Origin of the sequence: Uruburuella suis (genome assembly GCF_004341385.1) — a bacterium.
Taxonomy (GTDB): domain Bacteria; phylum Pseudomonadota; class Gammaproteobacteria; order Burkholderiales; family Neisseriaceae; genus Neisseria; species Neisseria suis.
On record NZ_SLXE01000001.1, the window covers coordinates 152,150 to 174,778 of the forward strand.

Here is a 22,629-nt window from a genome sequence, read left to right on the forward strand (position 1 = left end):
AAGGCCGTCTGAAAAATATTTTGCAGCACCCGCTTGTTGCGCCAAGGGCAGCCAAGCGTATTCCAACCAGACCCGCACCCCTTGGCGGTGTATCGAAAAGAGATATTATGACCATGGAAAATTTTGCCCAGTTATTGGAAGAGAGCTTTACCCTTCAGGAGATGAACCCCGGTGAAGTGATTACCGCAGAAGTTGTGGCAATCGACAACAACTTCGTTACCGTAAACGCCGGTTTGAAATCTGAATCCCTGATTGATGTAAACGAATTCAAAAACGCTCAGGGCGAGATTGAAGTTAAAGTAGGCGATTTCGTTACCGTAACCATCGAATCGGTGGAAAACGGCTTTGGCGAAACCAAGCTGTCACGCGAAAAAGCCAAGCGTGCTGCCGACTGGATCACCTTGGAAGAAGCCATGGAAAACGGCGACATCCTCTCCGGCGTGATCAACGGCAAAGTTAAAGGCGGCCTCACTGTGATGATCAACAGCATCCGCGCCTTCCTGCCCGGCTCGCTGGTTGACGTGCGCCCGGTGAAAGACACTTCACACTTTGAAGGCAAAGAAATCGAATTCAAAGTGATCAAGCTCGACAAAAAACGCAACAATGTGGTGGTGTCGCGCCGTGCAGTGCTGGAAGCCACTTTGGGCGAAGAGCGCAAAGCCTTGCTGGAAAACCTGCAAGAAGGTGCCGTGGTTAAAGGCATCGTGAAAAACATCACCGATTACGGTGCATTTGTTGATTTGGGCGGCATCGACGGCCTGTTGCACATCACCGATTTGGCATGGCGCCGCGTGAAACACCCGAGCGAAGTGCTGGAAGTAGGCCAAGAAGTTGAAGCCAAAGTGCTGAAATTCGACCAAGAAAAACAACGCGTGTCTTTGGGCATGAAACAATTGGGCGAAGATCCGTGGCACGGCCTGGCTCGTCGCTACCCGCAAAACACCCGTCTGTTCGGTAAAGTATCCAACCTGACCGACTACGGCGCATTTGTGGAAATCGAGCAAGGCATCGAAGGCTTGGTGCACGTATCCGAAATGGATTGGACCAACAAAAACGTACACCCGAGCAAAGTGGTGCAGCTGGGCGACGAAGTTGAAGTAATGATCCTCGAAATCGACGAAGACCGCCGCCGCATCAGCTTGGGCATGAAACAATGCCAAGCCAATCCGTGGGAAGATTTTGAAGCCAACCACAACAAAGGCGACAAACTCTCAGGTGCCGTGAAATCCATCACCGACTTCGGCGTGTTTGTAGGCCTGCCGGGCGGTATCGACGGCTTGGTGCATTTGTCTGACCTTTCTTGGACCGAATCCGGCGAAGAAGCCGTGCGCAAATACAAAAAAGGCGAAGAAGTTGAAGCCGTTGTGTTGGCCATCGATGTAGACAAAGAGCGCATTTCTTTGGGCATCAAACAGCTCGAAGGCGACCCCTTCGGCAACTTCATCAGCGTAAACGACAAAGGTTCGCTGGTAAAAGGCTCAGTGAAATCTATCGACGCCAAAGGCGCGGTGATTGCTTTGTCTGACGAAGTGGAAGCTTACCTGCCGGCTGCCGAATGGTCGAGCGAGCGCGTGGAAGACTTGCGCAATGTGCTCAAAGAAGGCGATGAAGTGGAAGCCGTTGTGGCCACCGTTGACCGCAAAAACCGCAGCATCCGCCTGTCTGTAAAAGCCAAAGACGCCAAAGAGAGCCGCGATGCGCTCAATTCGGTAAATTCTACTGCTACAGCCAGCGCCGGCACCACCAGCTTGGGCGACTTGCTGAAAGCAAAATTGTCCGGCGACCAGGAATAAGGCGTCAACATGACCAAGTCAGAGTTAATGGTTCGCTTGGCAGAAGTGTTTGCCGAGAAAAACGGTAATCAATTGGTGGCCAAAGATATTGAATACAGCGTAAAGGTTTTGGTAGATACCATGACCCGCTCGCTGGCCAAAGGCCAACGTATTGAGATCCGCGGTTTCGGCAGCTTCGACTTGAACCATCGCCCGGCCCGCATCGGCCGCAATCCGAAAACCGGTGAAAAAGTGGATGTGCCTGAAAAGCATGTACCGCATTTCAAGCCGGGTAAAGAATTGCGCGAACGCGTGGATCAGGCCATGTCAGCAAACGACAAGTAATCCGGAAGCAAAGAAGCGCCGCAGCAATGCGGCGCTTTTGTATGCGCGTAGGTTTGATTTGTTGAACCGGTATGCTTTGTTTTAAGGTGCAAACATTCGATTTTCCAGTGTGTTTTTAGCTGAATTTGCCAAACAATGTGGCACTTAATTGTGAAAATCCCGTAAAAAGCATTCTGCCCGCGATAATCCTTTCAGGCCGTCTGAAATCCTTTATAATGCCTGTTCGCCTATTTTGTACAAAATAATGGTTGCTATGAAGAATAACGAAAACCGTTTTGTTGCCCCTGCTTTTACCAACCACAGCCCGCTCACCTGGTATCAGGCTGCTTCAGAGCAGCCGGCTTTTATCCGGGATGCCGCCCAGGCCAAAGCGATAGAATATCTTGACAAGCTCTGGACCGAGCTGATGATGTTCAAGCGCAAGCGCAACCGCTTTCTGGGGCGCAGTCTGCGCTCGCCGCAGCTGCCCAAAGGCTTGTATTTTTACGGCGGTGTCGGCCGCGGCAAAAGCTTTCTGATGGATGTGTTTTACGGCTGCCTGCCTTATAAGCGCAAGCGCCGTGTGCACTTTCATGCCTTTATGGCTGAAGTGCACAAACGAATGAGAGCGCTCCGAGGCGAGCCCGATCCGCTTAAAGCGGTGGCAGCCGAAATCGCCAAAGAAACCCGCGTGTTGTGCTTTGACGAATTCCACGTCAGCGATATTGCCGATGCGATGATTTTGGGGCGTTTGCTGGAAAACCTGTTTGAAGACGGTGTGGTGCTGGTGGCCACATCAAACTATGCACCGGCCGAGCTTTATCCCCAAGGGCAAAACCGCAGCAGCTTTTTATCCACCATTGCTTTGCTGGAGCAAAAACTTACCGTGCTGAATGTGGATGGCGGCGAAGATTACCGCTTGCGCACTTTAAAGCCTGCCGAAGTGTTTTATGTGCCCGATAGCAAAGAGAATGAAAACAAGCTGGCCGCTTTATTTGCGCAAATGACACACGGCACGCAAAAAAATCCGCACGCCATCACCATTCACGGGCGCGAGCTGCAATGTAACGCGCGGGCCGATAAAGCCATTTGGTTTGACTTTCGCGCACTGTGTTTCGGGCCGCGCTCGCAAGCCGATTATCTTTATTTAGCCGAGCATTATGAAATGGTGTTTGTGTCCGGCATCGAGAAAATGGATGAGTCGCAGCGTGCAGAAGCCCGCCGCCTCACTTGGTTGATCGATGTGCTGTATGATTTTCGGGTGAAATTTTGCGCCACCAGCCAAGTGGCGGCTGCAGAAATTTATGTAGAAGGCGATTTTGCCAATGAATTCGTGCGCACCGTGAGCCGAATGGTGGAAATGCAATCGGAAGAATACTTGGCACTGCCGCATCTGGTTTTAACCAAGCCTGCTAAAAAAGCTGCAAACAAATCGCCCAATCTGGCGGAAACTTGATAGAATACGCCGCGGATTTTAACCGATACTAAAATATTTATTCTAAGGAAACCCATAATGGCGATTGAACGCACCATTTCGATTATCAAACCCGATGCCGTAGCCAAAGACGTTGTCGGCCAAATTTACAGCCGTTTTGAAAACAACGGCCTGCGCATTATTGCAGCCAAAATGAAACATCTGAGCACCAAAGAAGCACAAGATTTTTACGCGGTGCACAAAGCCCGCCCCTTTTTCGGCGATTTGGTGGCTTTTATGACCAGCGGCCCAGTGATGATTCAGGTGTTGGAAGGTGAAAATGCCGTGGCCAAAAACCGCGAGCTGATGGGCGCCACCAATCCGAAAGAAGCGGCTGCAGGCACCATCCGTGCCGATTTTGCCGATTCGATTGAAAACAATGCCGTGCACGGCTCCGACAGCCTGGAAAATGCCGCCATTGAAATTGCTTACTTTTTCAGCCAAAGCGAAATCTGCGCACGCTGATGCAAATCCTGCCCAGGCCGTCTGAAAGCTTTCAGACGGCCTGGGTATTTATTTTAAGGGCTTTTAAATTAAAGTTATTTTGGGCTGGGCGTGGTGTTGGCCGCATAATTTCAGTACAATACCCAAAGCTTTCATTTAAGCGTCTTTCACGCTTGTAACAGAACACATGAAAACCAATTTATTGAATTTCGATCTCGCCGCGCTGACGCAGCATTTTGCCGAAATGGGCGAGAAACCTTTCCGTGCCAAACAGGTGATGCGCTGGATGCACCAATCCGGCGCATCCAGTTTTGATGACATGACCGATTTGGCAAAATCATTGCGGGCCAAGCTCAATGAGCAGGCCCGCATCGGCGTGCCCGATTTAATGGTGTCGCAACAATCGCTCGACGGCACCCGCAAATGGCTGCTGGATGTCGGCACCGGCAACGGTGTGGAAACCGTGTTTATCCCCGAAGCGGAGCGCGGCACTTTGTGCATTTCTTCGCAAGTGGGTTGCGCGCTTGAGTGCACATTCTGCTCCACCGGCCGCCAGGGCTTCAACCGCAATCTGAGCACATCCGAAATCATTGGCCAGCTGTGGTGGGCCAATAAAGCCATGGGCGTTACCCCGAAAAACGAACGGGTGATTTCCAATGTGGTGATGATGGGCATGGGCGAGCCGCTGGCCAATTTCGATAATGTGGTCGCCGCGCTGAGTATTATGCTCGATGATCACGGCTACGGCCTGTCGCGCCGCCGCGTGACCGTGTCTACATCGGGTATGGTGCCGCAAATGGATCGCTTGAAAGACGTGATGCCGGTGGCCTTGGCGGTGTCGCTGCATGCCTCCAATGATGCCGTGCGCGATGAAATTGTGCCGCTCAATAAAAAATACCCGCTCAAATCATTGATGGCCGCCTGCCAACGCTATTTGGTGAAAGCACCGCGCGATTTCATCACTTTTGAATATGTGATGCTTGATGGCATCAACGATAAAGCACAACACGCGCGTGAATTGATTGAGTTGGTGCGAGATGTGCCGTGCAAATTCAATCTGATTCCGTTCAATCCGTTTCCCAATTCGGGTTATGAGCGCTCCAGCAATGAAAATATCCGCGTGTTCCGCGATATTTTGCAGCAGGCCGGCTTTGTGGTAACGGTGCGCAAAACGCGCGGAGACGATATCGATGCCGCCTGCGGCCAGCTCGCCGGGCAGGTGCAGGATAAAACCCGCCGCCAGCAAAAATGGCAGCAGATTATGGTGGAACAACAAGGATAGCGGATGAAAGCAATGCGGAAAATTTGGCCGGCTGTTTTGCTGGCATTGGCGCTGAGCGCTTGCGCCGGCGGCGGTTCATCGCAGCCGAGCGCACGCGAGCGCGCTATTCAAGTATCGAACATCAAAGCCCAATTGGCTGTTGAATATATGCGCGCACAAGATTACCGCCAAGCGGTGAACAGCATCGATGAAGCGCTGACCTCCAACAGCAAAAATGAAAATGCCTGGTTGGTGCGGGCGCAGATTTACCAATATCTGAAAGTACCGGATAAAGCACAAGAAAGCTTTTTGAAAGCATTGGCAATTTCACCCAACAGTGCGGAAATCAACAATAACTACGGCTGGTTTTTGTGCAATACACAAAATAAGCCCGCCGAAGCTATTGCTTATTTCGACAAAGCCCTTTCCGACCCGACTTATCCGAATCCGCAGGTGGCTTATCTGAATAAAGGCATTTGCAGCGCTCGCAGCGGCCAATTCGGCTTGTCGGAAGCTTATTTGGAACGCGCATTGGCGGTATCGCCGCAATTTTTTCCGGCGCTCAAAGAGCTGGCGCGCACCAAAATGCTGGCCGGCAATTTGAAGGATGCAGATTATTATTTCCGCCAATATCAAAGCCAAATAGACATGCTTTCACCTGATGATTTATTGTTGGGCTGGCGCTTGTCGCGCTCGCTCGGCCAAACGCAGGCGGCTTATGAATATGAAGCACAATTAAGGGCAAATTATCCTTATTCCGAAGAACTCCAAATGATTACAACAGGACGTTTGTAATGAGTGAACAATCACCACAAAATGACAACACCGCCGTTTCAGCTGCTGCAGAGCTGGGGGCGAAACTGCGTGAAGCGCGCGAAAAACGCGGTTTTTCTATCGGGGAAGTGGCTGAGCGATTGAAGCTGCCGGCCCGCCAAATCGAGGGGCTGGAAAGCGGTAATTATGAAAACATGCCCGAATTGGTGTTTGTGCGCGGCTTTTTGCGCACATATGGCCGCTTCTTAGACTTGGACGAAAATGAAGTGGCCGCCTACCTCGACCGCATCATGCCGCAGGCGCGCAATAATGTGTATGCCGTGCAACGCGAAGAAAAATCTTCCAGCCTGAGCTATCAGCAAACCGAGGTGAAAAAACCGTTTCCGAAATGGATTTTCGGCTTGTTGGCTGTGGCGGCAATCGCCGGCGGCGTTTATGCCTGGCAGAGCAAATCTCAAGCGGACAATGAGCGGCAGACGGATAACAATGAAACTCATATCGGCTTGGGCAATGTGGCTGCGCCCAATTTAAGCGCCAGCAATATTGCCGTGGTGGCCATGGCCAGCGATGTGCCGGCCTCACCGGCTGTGGCTGCAAGCACCACGGCCGCTTCAGAAGCAACGCCGACTGCCGCCTCTGCTCCGGCAGCGGTTGCGGCCAGCGAAACTTCTGCTGCAGTGGCTGCAGACGAGCTGGTGGTGAAAGTGCGTTACCGCTCCAATTTGGTGATTAAAGACAAAAGCGGCCAATTCGTGATCAACCGCATTGTGCCGGCCGGAAGCGAACACCGCTTTAGTGGCGGTGCGCCATATGATGTATGGATTGGCTATGCCAGCGGCGCAAGCGCCAATTACGGCGGCCAAGAAGTGGCAGTAGCGCAAAATATCCTCAAAGGCAAAAAAACCGCATCATTCAAAGTGGGCCAATAATGAGCACACAAGCAATCACACGACGCCACACCCATCTGGTGCAGATTGACCATGTGCAAGTGGGCGCAGAAGCGCCTGTGGTGGTGCAGTCGATGACCAACACCGACACCGCCGATGCGGCCGGCACCGCGCAGCAAGTGAAAGAATTGAGCGATGCCGGCTCGGAAATGGTGCGCATCACTGTCAACAGCCCGGAAGCGGCGGCCAAAGTGGCCGAAATCCGCCAACGGCTGGACGACATGGGTTGCAACACGCCGCTGATTGGTGATTTTCATTTCAACGGCGAGCGCCTGTTGGCCGAGTTTCCCGATTGTGCGCAAGCTTTGTCGAAATACCGCATCAATCCGGGCAATGTCGGCAAGGGTGCAAAAGGCGATGAAAAATTTGCCTATATGATACGCACCGCCGCCGAATACGGCAAAGCTGTGCGCATCGGCGTGAACTGGGGCAGCCTTGATCAAAGCCTGGCCAAGCGCATGATGGATGCCAATCTGGCCTCGGCCGATCCCAAAAGCCCTGATGAAGTGATGAAAGAAGCGCTGATTGTGTCGGCGCTCGAATCGGCGCAAAAAGCCGTGGATTTGGGCTTGCCGGAAAACAAAATTATTTTGTCGTGCAAAGTCAGCGCGGTGCAGGATTTGATTCAGGTTTACCGCGATTTAGGTGCACGTTGCCGCTATCCGCTGCATTTGGGGCTGACCGAAGCCGGCATGGGCAGCAAAGGCATTGTGGCTTCAACCGCAGCGCTCTCGGTGCTCTTGCAAGAGGGCATCGGCGACACCATCCGCATTTCGCTCACGCCCGAGCCGGGTGCCTCGCGCACGCAAGAAGTGGTGGTGGGGCAGGAAATTCTGCAAACCATGGGCTTGCGCTCGTTCACCCCGCTGGTAACTGCCTGTCCGGGCTGCGGCCGCACCACCAGCACCGTGTTTCAGGAATTGGCGCGCGATATCCAGCATTATCTGCGCGAACAAATGCCGGTGTGGCGTTTGCAATATCCGGGCGTGGAAAGCCTGAATGTGGCGGTGATGGGCTGTGTGGTCAACGGCCCGGGTGAGAGCAAGCTGGCCGACATCGGCATCAGCCTGCCCGGCACCGGCGAAACGCCGGTGGCACCGGTGTATGTGGACGGTGAGCGCAAAATCACCCTCAAAGGCGACAATATGGCCGCAGAATTTTTGGCCATTGTGCAGGAATATGTGGAAACCAACTATGGCGAAGGCGGTATCAAGCGCAGCCAAAGCCGGGTGATTCCAATTAAATTGTCATAAGATGAATCAGGCCGTCTGAAAAGGCAGGTATTTTTCAGACGGCCTTTATTGATATTGCAGATAAAACATCCATGGGAAAAAAAATCCAGGCCGTTAAAGGCATGAACGATTTATTGCCAATCGAGCAAAAAGATTTCAAATTGACTTCGGCCTTTTGGCAGGCTTTTGAAGAAGCTGTGGTGCGCTGGACGCGCCGCTTCGGCTATCAGCAAATCCGCACGCCGATTGTGGAGCAAACCGGTTTGTTTGTGCGCTCTATCGGTGAAGAAACCGATGTGGTTGGCAAGGAAATGTATACTTTTTCCGATTCCAACGATGCGCTGAGCCTGAGCCTGCGCCCCGAAGGCACCGCTTCTTGCCTGCGGGCCGTGGTGGAGCACAACTTGCTCTACAACAGCCCGCAAAAGCTTTGGTATATGGGGCCGATGTTTCGCCGGGAGCGGCCGCAAAAAGGGCGTTACCGCCAGTTCCATCAAGTGGGCGTGGAAGCCTTGGGTTTTGAAGGACCCGATATTGATGCGGAAATCGTGGCCATGTCGGCCGATTTATGGCGCGAATTAGGCATCAGCGAGCAACTTGTTTTGGAAATCAACAGCTTGGGCAACCGCGAAGAACGTGCCGCGCATCGTGCAGCTTTAGTGGCTTATCTGAGTGGCTACGAGGCTCAACTGGATGAGGACAGCCGCCGCCGCCTGCACACCAATCCTTTGCGCGTGCTCGACAGCAAAAATCCCGATTTGCAGGCCATTTGCAATGCTGCACCGCGCTTGACCGAATATCTCGGCGAAGCCTCGCAAGCGCATTATGCGCAGTTTAAAACCATGCTCGACGGGCTGGGCATCGCCTATGTGGAAAACCCTCGGCTGGTGCGCGGCCTGGATTACTACAACCAAACCGTATTCGAGTGGACCACCGACAAACTCGGCGCGCAAGCCACGGTGTGCGGCGGCGGCCGCTACGACGGTTTGATTGAAGAGCTGGGCGGCAAACCTGCTGCCTCTATCGGTTTTGCCATGGGCATTGAGCGCCTGCTGTTGCTGGTGCACGAATACGGTAAGCTCAATGTGCCCGCCGCCCCCGATGTGTATGCCATGCATCAGGGCGAGGGCGCGGCGCTGAAAGTGATGCAATATGCACAGAATTTGCGCGAAGCCGGCTTTGATGTGTTGCAGCATTCAGGGCAGCAGAGTCTTAAAGCGCAAATGAAAAAAGCCGATGCCAGCGGCGCACGTTTTGCGCTGATTGTGGCGCAGGACGAGCTGGCTGCCGGCAGCGCCACTTTGAAAGACATGCAGGGCGGCCAAGGCCAGCAAACGGTGGCTGCTGCCGATTTATCAACCACTTTGCAACAATGGAAACAGGCATAAATGGCTTCACATATTCAAGATCAAGAAGAGCTGGAAAATTTCAAATATTTTTGGAAAAGCTGGGGGCGCTGGCTGTTTACCGCGCTGCTGATTGCCGCATTGGCCTATTTGGGCTATGTGCTGTATCAAAATTATCAGGCCGGTAAAGACCAAGAAGCAGCCGGCGTGCTGGCCGGATTGGTGGAAAAAGCGCAAAATCAAGGCGATGCAAAAGCCATTAATGCCGATTTGCTGAAATTGCAGCAAAACCACCCGAGCACCATGGCCGCAGCGCAAGCCACCATGATGGTGGCTGCCACCGAGTTTGACCAAGGGCAATACGATACCGCCGCCGGCCACCTGACATGGGTGTTGAAAAACCAAAAAGCGCCGCTGGTGCAGGCTTTGGCAGCGCAACGCTTGGCTGTGGTGCAATTGCAGCAGAAAAAATACACCGAAGCGCTGGCCACTCTGGCCACGCCGGTAGAAGCCGATTTTGAGCCGCTGCTGCTGGAAACCAAAGGCGATGTGTATGCGGCCGAGGGCAAAAATAGCGAGGCCGTGGCTGCTTACGAGCAGGCATTAAACAAGTTGCCCAAAGAGGCGGGCAACCGCCAATTGCTGCAATTGAAAGCAGACCAGCTGAAATAACACAGGCCGTCTGAAAGCGACCACACAGGGGCAACTCCTTGCCCGCTGCGGCTTGCAAAAGAAACCCTTTCTTTTGCAAGCCCTTGCGCTTTTTATTCAAACGCTTTTATGGATAACCGAAACATTTGAATATGACCGTGAAGCAGCGATTTTCCATATCTGCCCATACTGCAATACTGTCAGGCGCAGCAATACAATATGAAGCTTGAGCCATACCGTATTTATTTAAATGATTCGGCCGCAGAGGCCGTCTGAAAACAACCGAGAAAATAACTATGAAACCCACCATCGCGCTGGTCGGCCGCCCCAATGTCGGCAAATCCACCTTATTCAACCGCCTCACCCGCAGCAAAGATGCCTTGGTGGCCGATATGCCCGGCCTCACGCGCGACCGCCATTACGGCCACGGCAAAATCGGCAGTAAACCTTATCTGGTAATCGACACCGGCGGTTTCGAACCGGTGGTGGACAGCGGCATTTTGCATGAAATGGCCAAACACACCCTGCAAGCCATTGATGAAGCCGATGCGGTGGTGTTTCTTGTGGATGCCCGAAACGGCGTTACCCCGCAAGATAAAATCATTGCCGACCGCCTGCGACAAAGCACGCGGCCGGTGTTTTTGGCGGTGAACAAAGGCGAGGGCGGCAACCGTGCCGTGCTGGCGGCAGAGTTTTACGAGCTGGCGCTGGGTGAGCCCACCGTGATTTCCGGCGCTCACGGTGATGGCGTTTACCACCTGATGGAAGAGGTGTTGGCACACTTTCCCGAAGCGGAAGAAGAAGCCGAAACGCCCAAACACCCCGTGTTTGCCATTATCGGCCGCCCCAACGTGGGCAAATCCACCTTGGTAAACGCCATTCTCGGCGAAGAGCGTGTGATTGCTTTCGACATGGCCGGCACCACCCGCGACAGCATCCACATCGATTTCGAGCGTGAAGGCAAGCCCTTCACCATTATCGACACCGCCGGCGTGCGCCGCCGCGGCAAAGTGGATGAAGCGGTGGAAAAATTTTCGGTGATTAAAGCCATGCAGGCGATTGAGGCGGCCAATGTGGCGGTGTTGGTGCTTGATGCACAGCAAGACATTGCCGACCAAGATGCCACCATCGCCGGCTTTGCGCTGGAAGCAGGCAGGGCTTTGGTGGTGGCGGTGAATAAATGGGACGGCATCAGCGAGGAGCGGCGCGAGCAGGTGAAGCGCGACATCGCCCGCAAGCTGTATTTTTTGGAATTTGCCAAATTCCATTATATTTCGGCATTGAAAGAGCGCGGTATCGACGGCTTGTTCGATTCCATTCAAGCGGCCTATGATGCAGCAATGATTAAAATGCCTACCCCGAAAATCACCCGCGTGCTGCAAAGCGCCATCGAGCGCCAGCAGCCGCCTCGCGCAGGCTTGGTGCGCCCGAAAATGCGCTATGCCCACCAAGGCGGCATGAATCCGCCGGTGATTGTGATACACGGCAATTCGTTGCAGCATATTCCCGATGCCTACACCCGCTACCTCACCCAAACCTTCCGCAAAGCTTTCAACCTGCAAGGCACACCGCTGCGCATTCAATACAATGTGTCGGAAAACCCTTATAGTGAAGCAGACGACAAGCCCAAGAAAAAGCCGCTGCGCCGCGCCGCTTTGAGCAACCGCATTGAAAAGCGGGAAGGGCGCAAGGAAGAAAAAAGCCGCTTCAAAAAGAAAGCCAAAGTAAGCGTCAAAAAACAGCACAATAAATAACATTAAAACAAACAAGGCCGTCTGAACGCTTTTTGCTTTCAGACGGCCTCTTTTTATACCTGAGCCCAGCAAAGAAGCCATGTGCAGATATAGTGATCAGGCCGTCTGAAAAAACCGGAAACTTTCGGGCTGCCCGCCCATCTAAACGCGGTGCGCCGGCTTTAGCGCTTCTTTATGTTTGCACATTCTTACTGAGAAAGTATTGGAAAAGTGCCGCATTCAGGGCTACAATCGGCGCGTACTTTCCCGAAACCTTAAAACCATAATAACGGAGTTTAAAATATGACCGCTAGAGGACAAATGTTACAAGATCCTTTCTTGAATGCCTTGCGTAAAGAGCATGTGCCGGTTTCAATTTATCTGGTCAACGGCATCAAGCTGCAAGGCCAGGTAGAATCGTTTGACCAGTATGTGGTGTTGCTGCGCAACACATCGGTAACGCAAATGGTTTACAAACATGCGATTTCCACCATCGTGCCGGCGCGCGCCGTGAGCCTGCAGCACGAGAAGCAGCAAGCCGCAGCGCCCGTGCAAGTGGAAACCCACTCCGCCGAATAAGTTTTGCTCAAATGCCTTACCGTTTTTTTGCGGTAAGGCATTTTTCTATGCGCTATTTTAAGAGGGCCGACAAGCCCTGTTGCATGGCGCGTACAAAATTACACAATAATTATTTGCATCATTTTTAGGCAGCGGCCGCATGAAGAAATTCAGCAATGGCTGAATACTCAAGGCGCTATGCCGACAGGGTGGGCGCAGCGCCGTTTGCGCCTCCCGAACAGGCAGTTTGTCAAGACTGGCAGGCCGTCTGAAAATACATTATATTGTGGTTTCCTCAGCAAGATACTACCGTATCTTGTGTTTTTCAACTGGATGGGATTTGGCGATGAACGCAGCAAGCAATCTGAAAGTAACCAAACGCGACGGCCGGCTGGAGCCGATCAATCTGGATAAAATCCACCGCGTAATCAACTGGGCAGCAGCCGGTTTGGACAATGTTTCGGTGTCGCAGGTTGAGCTCAAATCGCATATCCAGTTTTACAACGGCATCCGCACCGACGATATTCACGAAACCATTATCAAAGCTGCGGCCGACCTGATTTCTCAAGAAACGCCCGATTACCAATATCTGGCTGCGCGTTTGGCGATTTTCCATTTGCGCAAAATTGCTTATGGCCAATTCGAGCCGCCGCATTTGTTTGACCATGTGGGCAAACTCACCGAAGCGGGCAAATACGACCGCCATCTTTTGGCCGACTACAGCCGCGCCGAATTCGACGAGCTCAACGATTATCTCGACCACGAGCGCGACATGACCTTCTCTTACGGTGCCGTCAAGCAGCTCGAGGGCAAATATCTGGTGCAAAACCGCGTGAGCCGGCAAATCTACGAAACGCCGCAGTTTCTGTATATGCTGGTGGCGATGTGTTTGTTTGCCAAATATCCGCAAGCCACGCGCTTGGCTTATGTGAAAAAGTTTTACGATGCCGTATCCACTTTTAAAATTTCATTGCCCACGCCGATTATGAGCGGCGTGCGTACGCCCACGCGCCAATTTTCCAGCTGCGTGCTGATTGAGTGCGACGACAGCCTCGACAGCATCAACGCCACCACCAGCGCGATTGTGAAATATGTGTCGCAGCGGGCCGGCATCGGCATCAACGCCGGCCGCATCCGCGGCTTGGGCAGCGAAATCCGCGGCGGCGAAGCGCAGCACACCGGCTGCATTCCGTTTTTCAAAATGTTTCAGGCAGCAGTCAAATCCTGCTCGCAAGGCGGCGTGCGCGGCGGCGCGGCCACCTTGTTTTACCCGCTTTGGCATATCGAAGTGGAAAGCCTGCTGGTGCTGAAAAACAACCGCGGCGTGGAAGACAACCGCGTTCGCCAGCTCGATTACGGCGTGCAAATCAACCGCCTGCTCTACACCCGCCTGATTAAAGGTGGCGATATTGCGCTGTTTTCCCCGCACGAAGTGCCGGGCTTATATGATGCATTTTTCGCCGATCAAGACGAATTCGAGCGTCTCTACACCCAATACGAGCAAGACCCTGCCATCCGCAAACGCATTGTGCCGGCCACCGAATTGTTTTCCATTCTGATGCAGGAGCGCGCCGGCACCGGCCGCATCTATATCCAAAACGTCGATCACTGCAACACCCACAGCCCGTTCGATCCGAGCGTGGCACCGGTGCGCCAATCCAATTTGTGTTTGGAAATCGCGCTGCCGACCAAGCCTTTAAACGACATCAATGATGAAAACGGCGAAATCGCGTTGTGCACTTTGTCGGCATTCAATCTGGGCGCGCTCGAAAGCCTGGATGAGTTGGAAGGCTTGGCCGATTTGGCCGTGCGCGCGCTCGATGCCTTGCTCGATTATCAGGATTACCCGATTAAAGCCGCCCAAATCGCCACCATGAACCGGCGCACGCTGGGTATAGGCGTGATCAACTATGCTTATTACCTAGCTAAAAACGGCGTACGCTACAGCGATGATTCCGCGCTCGGCCTCACCCACCGCACCTTTGAAGCGATTCAGTATCACCTGCTCAAAGCCTCGGTGAATTTGGCCAAAGAATACGGCGCCTGCCCGCTGTTTCACGAAACCACTTATGCGCAGGGCAAGCTGCCCATCGACACCTATAAAAGAGATTTGGATGCCGTTTGCCAAGAGCCGCTGCATCTGGATTGGGAAGGCCTGCGCGCCGAAATCGTGCAACACGGTTTGCGCAATTCCACCCTCACCGCGCTGATGCCGTCTGAAACCAGCTCGCAAATCGCCAATGCCACCAACGGCATCGAGCCGCCGCGCGGCTTGGTGTCGGTGAAAGCCTCGAAAGACGGCATTTTGAAGCAAGTAGTGCCCGAATTCGAGCGCTTGAAAAACCAATACGAATTGCTGTGGCAGATGCCGAACAACGACGGCTATTTGAAGCTCGTGGGCGTGATGCAGAAATTTGTCGACCAGGCCATTTCTTCGAATACAAGTTACGACCCGCAGCGTTTTGAAGGCGGCCGCGTGCCGATGAAGCAGCTTTTAAAAGACTTGCTCACCGCCTATAAATTCGGCCTGAAAACCCTTTACTACCACAACACCCGCGATGGTGCCGACGACACCCAGGCCGATTTGCAAGACGACGGCTGCGCCGGCGGTGCATGCAAAATTTGATGCGTTAACGAGCAGAGCAGGGCGGAACACAGCTTCCGCCTGTTGTGCCTTATGCGGCCGCGTGAGGCCGTCTGAATATATTATCCGAAAGCCCGATTATGTCTTGCGAACATTTAGTGATGTCTTACAGCACCTTCAGCAAAGCCAAAAACAACGCCCTTTTGGAGCCGATGTTTTTCGGTCAGCCGGTGAATGTGGCGCGTTACGACCAACAGAAATACGAAATTTTCGAAAAGCTGATTGAAAAGCAATTGTCGTTTTTCTGGCGGCCGGAAGAAATCGACGTGTCGCGCGACCGCATCGATTACCAAAATCTGCCCGACCATGAAAAACACATTTTCATCAGCAACTTGAAATACCAAACCCTGCTCGATTCGATTCAGGGCCGCAGCCCCAATGTAGGCCTGCTGCCTTTGGTGTCGATTCCCGAGCTAGAAACCTGGGTGGAAACCTGGTCGTTTTCCGAAACCATCCACTCGCGCTCCTACACCCACATCATCCGCAATATCGTGAACGATCCTTCGCTCGTGTTTGACGATATTGTCAGCAACGATTACATCATTGCCCGCGCTGAAGACATCGCCTGCTATTACGATGATTTGATTGAATACACCCAGTATTACAACCTTTTGGGTGAAGGGCGGCACGAAGTAAACGGCAAAATCGTGCACATCCATTTGCGCGAGCTGAAGCAAAAGCTTTATCTTTGCCTGATGTGTGTCAACGTGCTCGAAGCCATCCGCTTTTATGTGTCGTTTGCCTGCTCGTTTGCCTTTGCCGAGCGCGAATTGATGGAAGGCAATGCCAAAATCATCAAGCTGATTGCCCGCGACGAAGCGCTGCACCTCACCGGCACCCAGCACATGCTTAACCTGATGCGCAGCGGTGTGGACGATCCTGAAATGGCCGAAATCGCCGCCGAATTGGAGCAGCAATGTTTTGATTTGTTTAAAACCGCTGCTTTGCAGGAAAAAGAATGGGCCGAATATTTGTTTAAAGACGGCTCCATGATCGGCCTGAATAAAGAAATCCTCGGCCAATATGTGGAATACATCACCAATCTGCGCATGGCTGCCGTCGGCCTGCAACCGGCTTTTGAAAGCGCCACGCAAAACCCGATTCCGTGGATTAATGCCTGGCTCTCATCCGATAATGTGCAGGTTGCCCCGCAAGAAGTGGAAATCAGCTCTTATTTGATCGGCCAAATCGATGCGGAAGTGAAGGCTGAAGATTTGGGCGATTTCGAGTTGTAATAGCGCTTGTGAATAGACCCTAGGGTCTGTTCACAATTCATCCGCGAGTAAGATTTTGAGCGCAAAAGCGTGGCTGCAAGGCGAAAAGCACAGCAAGGTTGAACACCTTGCGAGCATTTTCAACGCAGCAGGCGCGTTTTTGAGCCAAAAGATTGCCACGAGATGAATTGTGAACAGACCCTAGCCAGGGCTATTACAACAGGCCGTCTTTCATATTGATGAATCCGGCATTCATTAAACGGTCACGGTTTTTTTCTATGCTGTTCAGACGGCCTCAACTCAGGCCGTCTGAAACCATAAGGAAAAACCGTGCAGATTCATTTCCATCCCCGTGCCGCCGTATTGCCCAACCGTCTGTGGCAGGCAATGCTGCAACGATTGAACCCGAGCATGACCTTAATCACCACCAACGATAAAATCTTCGAGCTGCAAGCGGGCGAAACCCTGCTCGACGGTTTGGAGCGCACCGGCCACGAAGTGGAATACCAATGCCGCAGCGGCTATTGCGGCGCCTGCCGCGTGAAATTGCGCGCAGGCAAGGTGGATTACGACGAGCTGCCGCTGGCTTTTGTCGGCCCCAATGAAGTGCTGCCTTGCTGCTGCCGCGTGAGCGGGCCGATAGAAATCGACTGCCGCGTCCGTGTACAAGAGCGGGATTTGTTTGACAGCGATTTGTTTGAAAACCAATAAAGCAGTTGCATCATCAAAGCAGTTGCATCATCGAAAGGCCGTCTGAAAGGTTTCAGACGGCCTTTCGTGATTTATACCCGACCTAAAAAATAATACCCATTCAAAAAAGTAAGCTTATAAGGCGGCAAGCCAAAGACAGTACACCGCACGCGGCAAGGCGAGCCAACGCCGTTGGGTTATTTTTTAAGTTTGGTATTATTTACATGATTTACGGGCGTTTTATCCGAATAGGCTGGATAAAGCCGAAAAATTATACTATCGTGGGCAAGATAAACCCCCTTCACTGAAAACGCGGGCATTGCCTTTTATAAAACGCAAGCAACACAAAGGAGACAAACAATGAATAAATTAATGGCCGTTTTAATGGCCGCACCGGTGGCCATTGTTGCCCCTTATGCCGCAGCCGCCACGGCCGCCCAACATCCGGCGCAGGTGCAATTCCAGCAAAATATGGATGCCGTGCTCGCTGTCGCGCGCAACCCGCAATTGAGCGAAGCGCAAAAAGTGCAGCGCATCGACCGCTATGCCGACCAATATTTAGACTATCAACGCATTTCGGCACTGGCCGTGGGCTTGCCGTGGCGGCAATTCAACGCGCAGCAAAAAAGCGATTTTATCGCCGCCTTTAAAAGCATGATGATTACCATGTATTCGCGCGCCGCCTTGATGGGCGCAGCAGATGCAAAAGTGACTTTGCTGCCGAAAATAATCGAGAGCAATAACAACCGCGTGGAAGTGTTTACTGAAGTGCGCAGCGGCACCGGCAATAAATATGAAGTGAGTTACCGCTTGTATCAAGTGGGGCAAACCTACAAAATCTACGATATCCGCGTTGACGGCGCCAGCATGGTCACGATTTACCGCAACCAGTTTAACGATTTAATCCGCCAGCAAGGCATTGATGGTACAATTGCAACACTGCGCCAAAAAGGGCTGAAACCGGCAACACCTGCCGGCAATTGATTTTATATTTAAATTTAATAAGATAACACAGGCCGTCTGAAACATTCTTTCAGACGGCCTGTTGCCATGTTGACCAATATCAAACCAGCAGCAAGATAAGCTGGGTTTGACAGCAGCATTTATTGCACAAATATTACAGATTAAATATGATTACATACATATACAAAAATTATAAATTGCATACGCAAAAAAATGAGCCGGTTTAAAATTAAAATTATTGAATATCAATAAGATATTATTTCGGCTTAATGAGTATTCCGTTTGTTGGAAAATAAAGTATGTCAATATTTGTATTGTAATTACGCCGCTGGCAAGCGGCACAGCCCTCAACATCATTTTCCTACATGGGAGATTTACGCATGAACGCTCAACGCACCTTAACCTTGCTGGCCGCCACCTTGTGCACAATGCCGGCATGGGCTGAAAACACAGCCGCCGCATTGGCTACCGGCGATGATTATATCAACGCCATTGATGATCGCGCACACGAGAAAAAAGGCTTTTTCGAAGACCGCTTTACCGCAGCCGGCACGCTGCGTTTCCGCATAGACGGCGGCGACACCCAATCCTCTTATGCCGGCAATGAAAACCAGCGCCCCGACAGCCAAAGCCATGCCAACTTGGAGTTGTGGCTTTCAGCCAAGCTGACCGAAAACTGGCGTGTTACCACCCAGCTGGAGCCGCAGATCAACCTGGAAAACGGCAAATTCAACGGCGACCATGATGTGCCGATGAACAAACTTTATGCAGAAGGCAAGGTTTACGACAAAGTGAAAACCCGTTTGGGTAAATTCGGCGCATTCTCTTCATACGGCCGCGTGCTCGATAATGAAATAACCGGTGCCGAGCTCTTTTTCGACTACAAATACCCCACCAAAATCGCCGCCGCGCGCATGACCAAGCATTTGAACGACAACCCGTGGGGCGTGGAAGTGCGCCGCGAATTTATCGCCTCGGCGCAAACCGTGGTGCCGGTAAACGATAAAGTGAATGTCGGCGCCACACTGGTTTACCTCAACGATTTGAAAAAGCCCGACAACCGCACGCAAAACGCTGTGTTCGGCGAGGTGGGCATGGATGTGAAATTCAACGACGATTGGCGCTGGATGGCGGCCTATAGCCGCTCCAATATTGATGATGTGCGCGACAGCGCCGGCAAAAAAGTGTCGCCTGATGGCGTGTTTACCGAAGTGAAATACAAGCTGGCCGACATCAAAACCCGCAACAGCTACGATGTGTTTGCCAACTATCGCCGTGTGGGTGCCATGTCGGGCATTTCATCGGTAAACGATTATTCCAAAAACGTGCAGGGCGCGCAGCTGGGCTTTGATTTTGTGCCCTACAAAAACATCAAATTCAATGCATTCTACCTGCACGGCAAGCAAGTAAACGCCACCGCGGGCAACAGCAAACAAGATGTGAATGTGGTGCGTGCGCAAGTGGAATTTTTCTTCTAACCCGAATCAATAGTATCCATTCAAATTCAGGCCGTCTGAAAAGCTTTCAGACGGCCTGATGATTTTTTTATGACACAGGCCAAATATCGCAGCGGCAGCGGTTTTCATCTGCCGGGAAAAAGCGTAATATTGTTAACTATTGCTTTATATTATTTTATCCGATCATCATCACAGAGAGGCGTTATCATGTTTGAGAAAATCCAGGCAGCACCAGCCGACCCGATTTTAGGTTTGGGCGAAGCATTTAAAGCAGAGCAGCGCGAGGGCAAAGTCAACCTCGGCATCGGCGTGTATAAAGATGCGGCCGGCCAAACTCCGATTGTAAAAGCCGTCAAAGAAGCCGAAAAACGCCTGCTCGACAAAGAAAACACCAAAAACTACCTTACCATCGACGGCGTGGCCGCCTTCAACGCCGAAACCCAAAAGCTGCTGTTTGGCGCCGAGAGCGAAATCGTGCAAAGCCGCCGCGCCAAAACCGCGCAAAGCTTGGGCGGCACCGGCGCATTGCGCGTGGCCGCCGAATTTATCAAACGCCAAACGCCTGCCCAAAATGTGTGGATTAGCGCGCCGACCTGGCCCAACCACAACGCCATTTTCAATGCCGTCGGCATCAATATCCGCGATTACCGCTATTACGACAAAGCCAGCCACAGCCTGGATTGGAACGGCATGATTGAAGATTTGCAGCAAGCGCAAGCCGGCGATGTGGTGTTGCTGCACGGCTGCTGCCACAATCCCACCGGCATCGACCCCACGCCCGAACAATGGGCGGCATTGGCTAAAATGTCGGCTGAAAAAGGCTGGCTGCCCTTGTTTGACTTTGCCTATCAAGGCTTTGCCAACGGCTTGGAGCAAGATGCCGCCGGCCTGCGCGCTTTCGCCGCCAACCATCAGGAAATGCTGGTGGCCAGCTCTTATTCTAAAAACTTCGGCCTCTACAACGAGCGCGTAGGCGCGTTTACCTTAGTGGCCGCCGATGAAGAAACCGCAGCGCGCGCATTCAGCCAAGTAAAAAGCATTATCCGCACCCTCTATTCCAACCCCGCTTCGCATGGCGGCAGCGCCGTGGCCATCGTGTTGCAAGACGAAGCCCTCAAAGCGCAATGGGTTGCCGAATTGGATGAAATGCGCAGCCGCATCAAAGAGATGCGCCGCCAATTTGTGGATTTGCTGAAAGAATACGGCGCCGAGCAAGACTTCAGCTTTATCATCAACCAAAACGGCATGTTTTCATTCAGCGGCCTCACGCCCGAGCAGGTTGACCGCTTGAAAGACGAATTCGCCATTTACGCCGTGCGCTCCGGCCGAATCAACGTGGCCGGCATCACAGCAGCGAATATCCGCTATCTGTGCGAAAGCATTGTGAAAGTGTTGTAAAAGCAATAGCCAAGGGTGAAAAGGCCGTCTGAAAAAGTTTCAGACGGCCTTTTTTATAGGCAAAACAAATGCTTGAAAAATAGTTTCAAACTCTTATACCAATTCTAAAAAATAATATATAGTGAAATGCGGGAAAAAGTGACACAACGGGTAGGTTGGGTTGAAAACCCAACAAGCCCACAGGCCGTCTGAAACGTTGGGTTTGGCAACCCAACCTACCTGTTATAGTGCGTAGTTTTGTGTCACTTTTTCTTGCATTCCACTATATAAACAGGCAGCCCGTAGGTCGGATTCTTGAATCCGACACTTGTTCGTAGAACAAGACACGCACATCACTTTGGCCGATAAACGTCGAATTCAAGAATCTGACCTACGCGGTTGGTGCTATCGAACTACTTTTATTTTGTAAGGTTATTTTTTTGAATTGGTATGATGCCCATTTGAATGTGCACACGTTTTACCGGTCGTTACAGAAGCCAAGACCGTCTGAAACATTAACTTTTCAGAAAGAAAAAAAGCCCGAAATTGGGCTTTTTCTTGATTTCAACCGAGTTTTACTTGGTAAAATAAGTGTCGTGAATTTTGTCATATTCGCCATTGGCACGCACTTGTTTGAGCGCTTCATTGAGCATATTCAAGGTGGCGGTATCGCCCTTGCGCACGGCAATGCCGTAGTTTTCCACTTCAAAATCAGGCACGGCAACCATGCTGAAGCCTTTGTCGCTGTTATTTTTAATGTAATTGCCCACCACGGCGCTGTCGCTGACCACCGCATCCAAGCCGCCGCTTTCCAGATCTTTAATCAGCAAGGGCAGGTTTTCAAAACGGGCGATTTTCGGGCTGTTGTTGCCCAAAATTTTCGAAGCGGCAAAGTCGCCGGTGTTGCCGGTAACCACGCCCACTTTGGTGGCATTTTTCAAATCATCTGCCGATTTGATTTCTTTGCCTTTGGGCACCAAAATCACTTGGGTGATTTCAAAATAAGGCTCGGTGAAATCCATGGTTTGTTTGCGCTCATCGGTAATCGTCACCGCAGAAATAAGCATGTCGGCATCGCTGTTGGCCAGCGCAGGGAAGAGGCTATCCCAAGGCTGATGCTTGTATTCCACTTTGAAATTGCCCGCCTGAGCCAGCGCATTCATCAAATCCACATCAAAGCCTTGCACCTGATTGCTGGAATCAAGCGATTCAAACGGGGCAAATTCGGCATTCATTGCCACCCGGTAAACTTTATTGCTGTTGTCGGCCGAAGCGGCCGCGCCGGTGTTGCTGCTTTGGCCGCCGCATGCGCCCAACATCAGAGCAGAGCAGGCAAAAGCCGCCGCCAGCCATTTTTTCATATTCATGGTGTTTTCCTTATCAAGCAATGGTTATCAGGCTTGCAATTTTAGCATAAATTTACAAAATGCAATAATGCTTTCAGACGGCCTGTTTGATGTATTCAACGCTCTTTTTCACGGAAAAAGGCATAAGTCACATCATGGAATAAATCCACATGGGGGCTGTCTTCATATTGCAGCTCGGCCAGCGTATCTTCAAAAGCCAGTTGCACCGATTCCACCACATCTTGCGCAATATCGGCGGGCAGGGCGCTGATCATGCCTTTAAAGGCCGTGGCCAGCACCTGATTTTGCATGCGCAACACATCATTGGCTTCTTCGAGATAGTCGAGGCGTTGTTCGAGGCTGCTCATGATGTTTCCTTTAATAATCTGTTAGAATAAGCGCATTATACCGAACCATACGGC

Annotated in this window: 20 protein-coding genes; 18 read left to right on the forward strand and 2 right to left on the reverse strand. The window is 52.0% G+C overall.

The features are described 5' to 3' along the window. Positions 1 to 107: 107 nt before the first annotated feature. From rpsA to EV680_RS00715, 18 genes are all read left to right on the forward strand, one after another. The gene (gene rpsA / locus EV680_RS00630) at positions 108 to 1,793 is read left to right on the forward strand and encodes a 30S ribosomal protein S1 (RefSeq protein ID WP_132952133.1); all 1,686 of its coding nucleotides are present in this window, start codon (positions 108 to 110) and stop codon (positions 1,791 to 1,793) included. A 9-nt stretch (positions 1,794 to 1,802) separates the two neighbouring features. After that, positions 1,803 to 2,117 carry an integration host factor subunit beta gene (locus tag EV680_RS00635; protein ID WP_132952135.1) on the forward strand — a complete coding sequence of 105 codons (315 nt, stop codon included), beginning with the start codon at positions 1,803 to 1,805 and terminating at the stop codon, positions 2,115 to 2,117. Positions 2,118 to 2,370: 253 nt separating this feature from the next. Next, entirely contained in the window at positions 2,371 to 3,552 is a 1,182-nt protein-coding gene (zapE, locus tag EV680_RS00640; protein WP_132952137.1) for a cell division protein ZapE, read from the forward strand. A gap of 57 nt (positions 3,553 to 3,609) precedes the next feature. Then, a complete protein-coding gene (gene ndk, locus EV680_RS00645; protein WP_132952139.1) occupies positions 3,610 to 4,035 on the forward strand; it encodes a nucleoside-diphosphate kinase in 426 nt (141 codons plus the stop codon). Positions 4,036 to 4,201: 166 nt separating this feature from the next. After that, positions 4,202 to 5,296: a dual-specificity RNA methyltransferase RlmN gene (gene rlmN / locus EV680_RS00650; RefSeq protein ID WP_132952141.1), complete on the forward strand. Its 1,095-nt coding sequence runs from the start codon at positions 4,202 to 4,204 to the stop codon at positions 5,294 to 5,296. A gap of 12 nt (positions 5,297 to 5,308) precedes the next feature. Further along, positions 5,309 to 6,070, forward strand: a complete 762-nt coding sequence (gene pilW, locus EV680_RS00655; protein WP_424580101.1) for a type IV pilus biogenesis/stability protein PilW — start codon at positions 5,309 to 5,311, stop codon at positions 6,068 to 6,070. Next, the gene (locus tag EV680_RS00660) at positions 6,070 to 6,978 is read left to right on the forward strand and encodes a RodZ domain-containing protein (RefSeq protein WP_132952143.1); all 909 of its coding nucleotides are present in this window, start codon (positions 6,070 to 6,072) and stop codon (positions 6,976 to 6,978) included. Before pilW ends, EV680_RS00660 begins: the two co-directional genes overlap by 1 nt. Then, positions 6,978 to 8,249 carry a flavodoxin-dependent (E)-4-hydroxy-3-methylbut-2-enyl-diphosphate synthase gene (ispG, locus tag EV680_RS00665; protein WP_132952145.1) on the forward strand — a complete coding sequence of 424 codons (1,272 nt, stop codon included), beginning with the start codon at positions 6,978 to 6,980 and terminating at the stop codon, positions 8,247 to 8,249. The genes EV680_RS00660 and ispG overlap by 1 nt, the downstream gene beginning before the upstream one ends. Before the next feature lie 71 nt (positions 8,250 to 8,320). Continuing rightward, positions 8,321 to 9,616, forward strand: a complete 1,296-nt coding sequence (gene hisS, locus EV680_RS00670; RefSeq protein WP_132952147.1) for a histidine--tRNA ligase — start codon at positions 8,321 to 8,323, stop codon at positions 9,614 to 9,616. Further along, entirely contained in the window at positions 9,617 to 10,246 is a 630-nt protein-coding gene (locus tag EV680_RS00675) for a YfgM family protein (protein ID WP_132952149.1), read from the forward strand. It begins immediately after the preceding gene. 275 nt (positions 10,247 to 10,521) lie between these two features. Then, positions 10,522 to 11,979: a ribosome biogenesis GTPase Der gene (gene der / locus EV680_RS00680; protein ID WP_132952151.1), complete on the forward strand. Its 1,458-nt coding sequence runs from the start codon at positions 10,522 to 10,524 to the stop codon at positions 11,977 to 11,979. 282 nt (positions 11,980 to 12,261) lie between these two features. Next, complete coding sequence (gene hfq, locus EV680_RS00685) at positions 12,262 to 12,537, forward strand: RNA chaperone Hfq (RefSeq protein ID WP_132952153.1); 276 nt, start codon at positions 12,262 to 12,264, stop codon at positions 12,535 to 12,537. A gap of 325 nt (positions 12,538 to 12,862) precedes the next feature. Continuing rightward, positions 12,863 to 15,142, forward strand: a complete 2,280-nt coding sequence (nrdA, locus tag EV680_RS00690) for a class 1a ribonucleoside-diphosphate reductase subunit alpha (protein ID WP_132952155.1) — start codon at positions 12,863 to 12,865, stop codon at positions 15,140 to 15,142. Between the two features lie 119 nt (positions 15,143 to 15,261). After that, positions 15,262 to 16,395, forward strand: coding sequence for a class Ia ribonucleoside-diphosphate reductase subunit beta (gene nrdB, locus EV680_RS00695; RefSeq protein WP_132952255.1), 1,134 nt, complete (start codon positions 15,262 to 15,264; stop codon positions 16,393 to 16,395). Positions 16,396 to 16,785: 390 nt separating this feature from the next. Further along, entirely contained in the window at positions 16,786 to 17,085 is a 300-nt protein-coding gene (yfaE, locus tag EV680_RS00700) for a class I ribonucleotide reductase maintenance protein YfaE (RefSeq protein ID WP_132952257.1), read from the forward strand. A gap of 339 nt (positions 17,086 to 17,424) precedes the next feature. Further along, positions 17,425 to 18,048 (forward strand): MlaC/ttg2D family ABC transporter substrate-binding protein, encoded by a 624-nt coding sequence (locus tag EV680_RS00705; RefSeq protein ID WP_132952158.1) that lies wholly within the window; start codon positions 17,425 to 17,427, stop codon positions 18,046 to 18,048. Positions 18,049 to 18,407: 359 nt separating this feature from the next. Beyond that, positions 18,408 to 19,505, forward strand: a complete 1,098-nt coding sequence (locus EV680_RS00710; RefSeq protein WP_132952160.1) for a hypothetical protein — start codon at positions 18,408 to 18,410, stop codon at positions 19,503 to 19,505. Between the two features lie 186 nt (positions 19,506 to 19,691). Then, positions 19,692 to 20,882, forward strand: a complete 1,191-nt coding sequence (locus tag EV680_RS00715; protein ID WP_132952162.1) for an amino acid aminotransferase — start codon at positions 19,692 to 19,694, stop codon at positions 20,880 to 20,882. A gap of 554 nt (positions 20,883 to 21,436) precedes the next feature. On the opposite strand, the gene EV680_RS00720 is transcribed toward EV680_RS00715, so the two are convergent. Both EV680_RS00720 and EV680_RS00725 read right to left on the reverse strand, forming a co-directional pair. After that, entirely contained in the window at positions 21,437 to 22,228 is a 792-nt protein-coding gene (locus EV680_RS00720; protein WP_132952164.1) for a basic amino acid ABC transporter substrate-binding protein, read from the reverse strand. A 95-nt stretch (positions 22,229 to 22,323) separates the two neighbouring features. Further along, a complete protein-coding gene (locus EV680_RS00725; protein ID WP_132952166.1) occupies positions 22,324 to 22,575 on the reverse strand; it encodes an NGO1151 family protein in 252 nt (83 codons plus the stop codon). Positions 22,576 to 22,629 lie beyond the last annotated feature (54 nt).

Excerpts from the sequence above, each read along its gene's own strand:
- nrdB (WP_132952255.1), top strand. The coding sequence starts at position 15,262 with ATGTCTTACAGCACCTTCAGCAAAGCCAAAAACAACGCCCTTTTGGAG.
- rpsA (WP_132952133.1), top strand. The coding sequence starts at position 108 with ATGACCATGGAAAATTTTGCCCAGTTATTGGAAGAGAGCTTTACCCTT.
- ndk (WP_132952139.1), top strand. The coding sequence starts at position 3,610 with ATGGCGATTGAACGCACCATTTCGATTATCAAACCCGATGCCGTAGCC.
- pilW (WP_424580101.1), top strand. The coding sequence starts at position 5,309 with ATGCGGAAAATTTGGCCGGCTGTTTTGCTGGCATTGGCGCTGAGCGCT.
- EV680_RS00660 (WP_132952143.1), top strand. The coding sequence starts at position 6,070 with ATGAGTGAACAATCACCACAAAATGACAACACCGCCGTTTCAGCTGCT.
- EV680_RS00715 (WP_132952162.1), top strand. The coding sequence starts at position 19,692 with ATGTTTGAGAAAATCCAGGCAGCACCAGCCGACCCGATTTTAGGTTTG.
- EV680_RS00705 (WP_132952158.1), top strand. The coding sequence starts at position 17,425 with ATGAATAAATTAATGGCCGTTTTAATGGCCGCACCGGTGGCCATTGTT.
- hisS (WP_132952147.1), top strand. The coding sequence starts at position 8,321 with ATGGGAAAAAAAATCCAGGCCGTTAAAGGCATGAACGATTTATTGCCA.
- yfaE (WP_132952257.1), top strand. The coding sequence starts at position 16,786 with ATGACCTTAATCACCACCAACGATAAAATCTTCGAGCTGCAAGCGGGC.
- EV680_RS00725 (WP_132952166.1), bottom strand. The coding sequence starts at position 22,575 with ATGAGCAGCCTCGAACAACGCCTCGACTATCTCGAAGAAGCCAATGAT.
- zapE (WP_132952137.1), top strand. The coding sequence starts at position 2,371 with ATGAAGAATAACGAAAACCGTTTTGTTGCCCCTGCTTTTACCAACCAC.
- nrdA (WP_132952155.1), top strand. The coding sequence starts at position 12,863 with ATGAACGCAGCAAGCAATCTGAAAGTAACCAAACGCGACGGCCGGCTG.
- EV680_RS00710 (WP_132952160.1), top strand. The coding sequence starts at position 18,408 with ATGAACGCTCAACGCACCTTAACCTTGCTGGCCGCCACCTTGTGCACA.
- hfq (WP_132952153.1), top strand. The coding sequence starts at position 12,262 with ATGACCGCTAGAGGACAAATGTTACAAGATCCTTTCTTGAATGCCTTG.
- EV680_RS00720 (WP_132952164.1), bottom strand. The coding sequence starts at position 22,228 with ATGAATATGAAAAAATGGCTGGCGGCGGCTTTTGCCTGCTCTGCTCTG.
- ispG (WP_132952145.1), top strand. The coding sequence starts at position 6,978 with ATGAGCACACAAGCAATCACACGACGCCACACCCATCTGGTGCAGATT.
- der (WP_132952151.1), top strand. The coding sequence starts at position 10,522 with ATGAAACCCACCATCGCGCTGGTCGGCCGCCCCAATGTCGGCAAATCC.
- EV680_RS00635 (WP_132952135.1), top strand. The coding sequence starts at position 1,803 with ATGACCAAGTCAGAGTTAATGGTTCGCTTGGCAGAAGTGTTTGCCGAG.
- rlmN (WP_132952141.1), top strand. The coding sequence starts at position 4,202 with ATGAAAACCAATTTATTGAATTTCGATCTCGCCGCGCTGACGCAGCAT.
- EV680_RS00675 (WP_132952149.1), top strand. The coding sequence starts at position 9,617 with ATGGCTTCACATATTCAAGATCAAGAAGAGCTGGAAAATTTCAAATAT.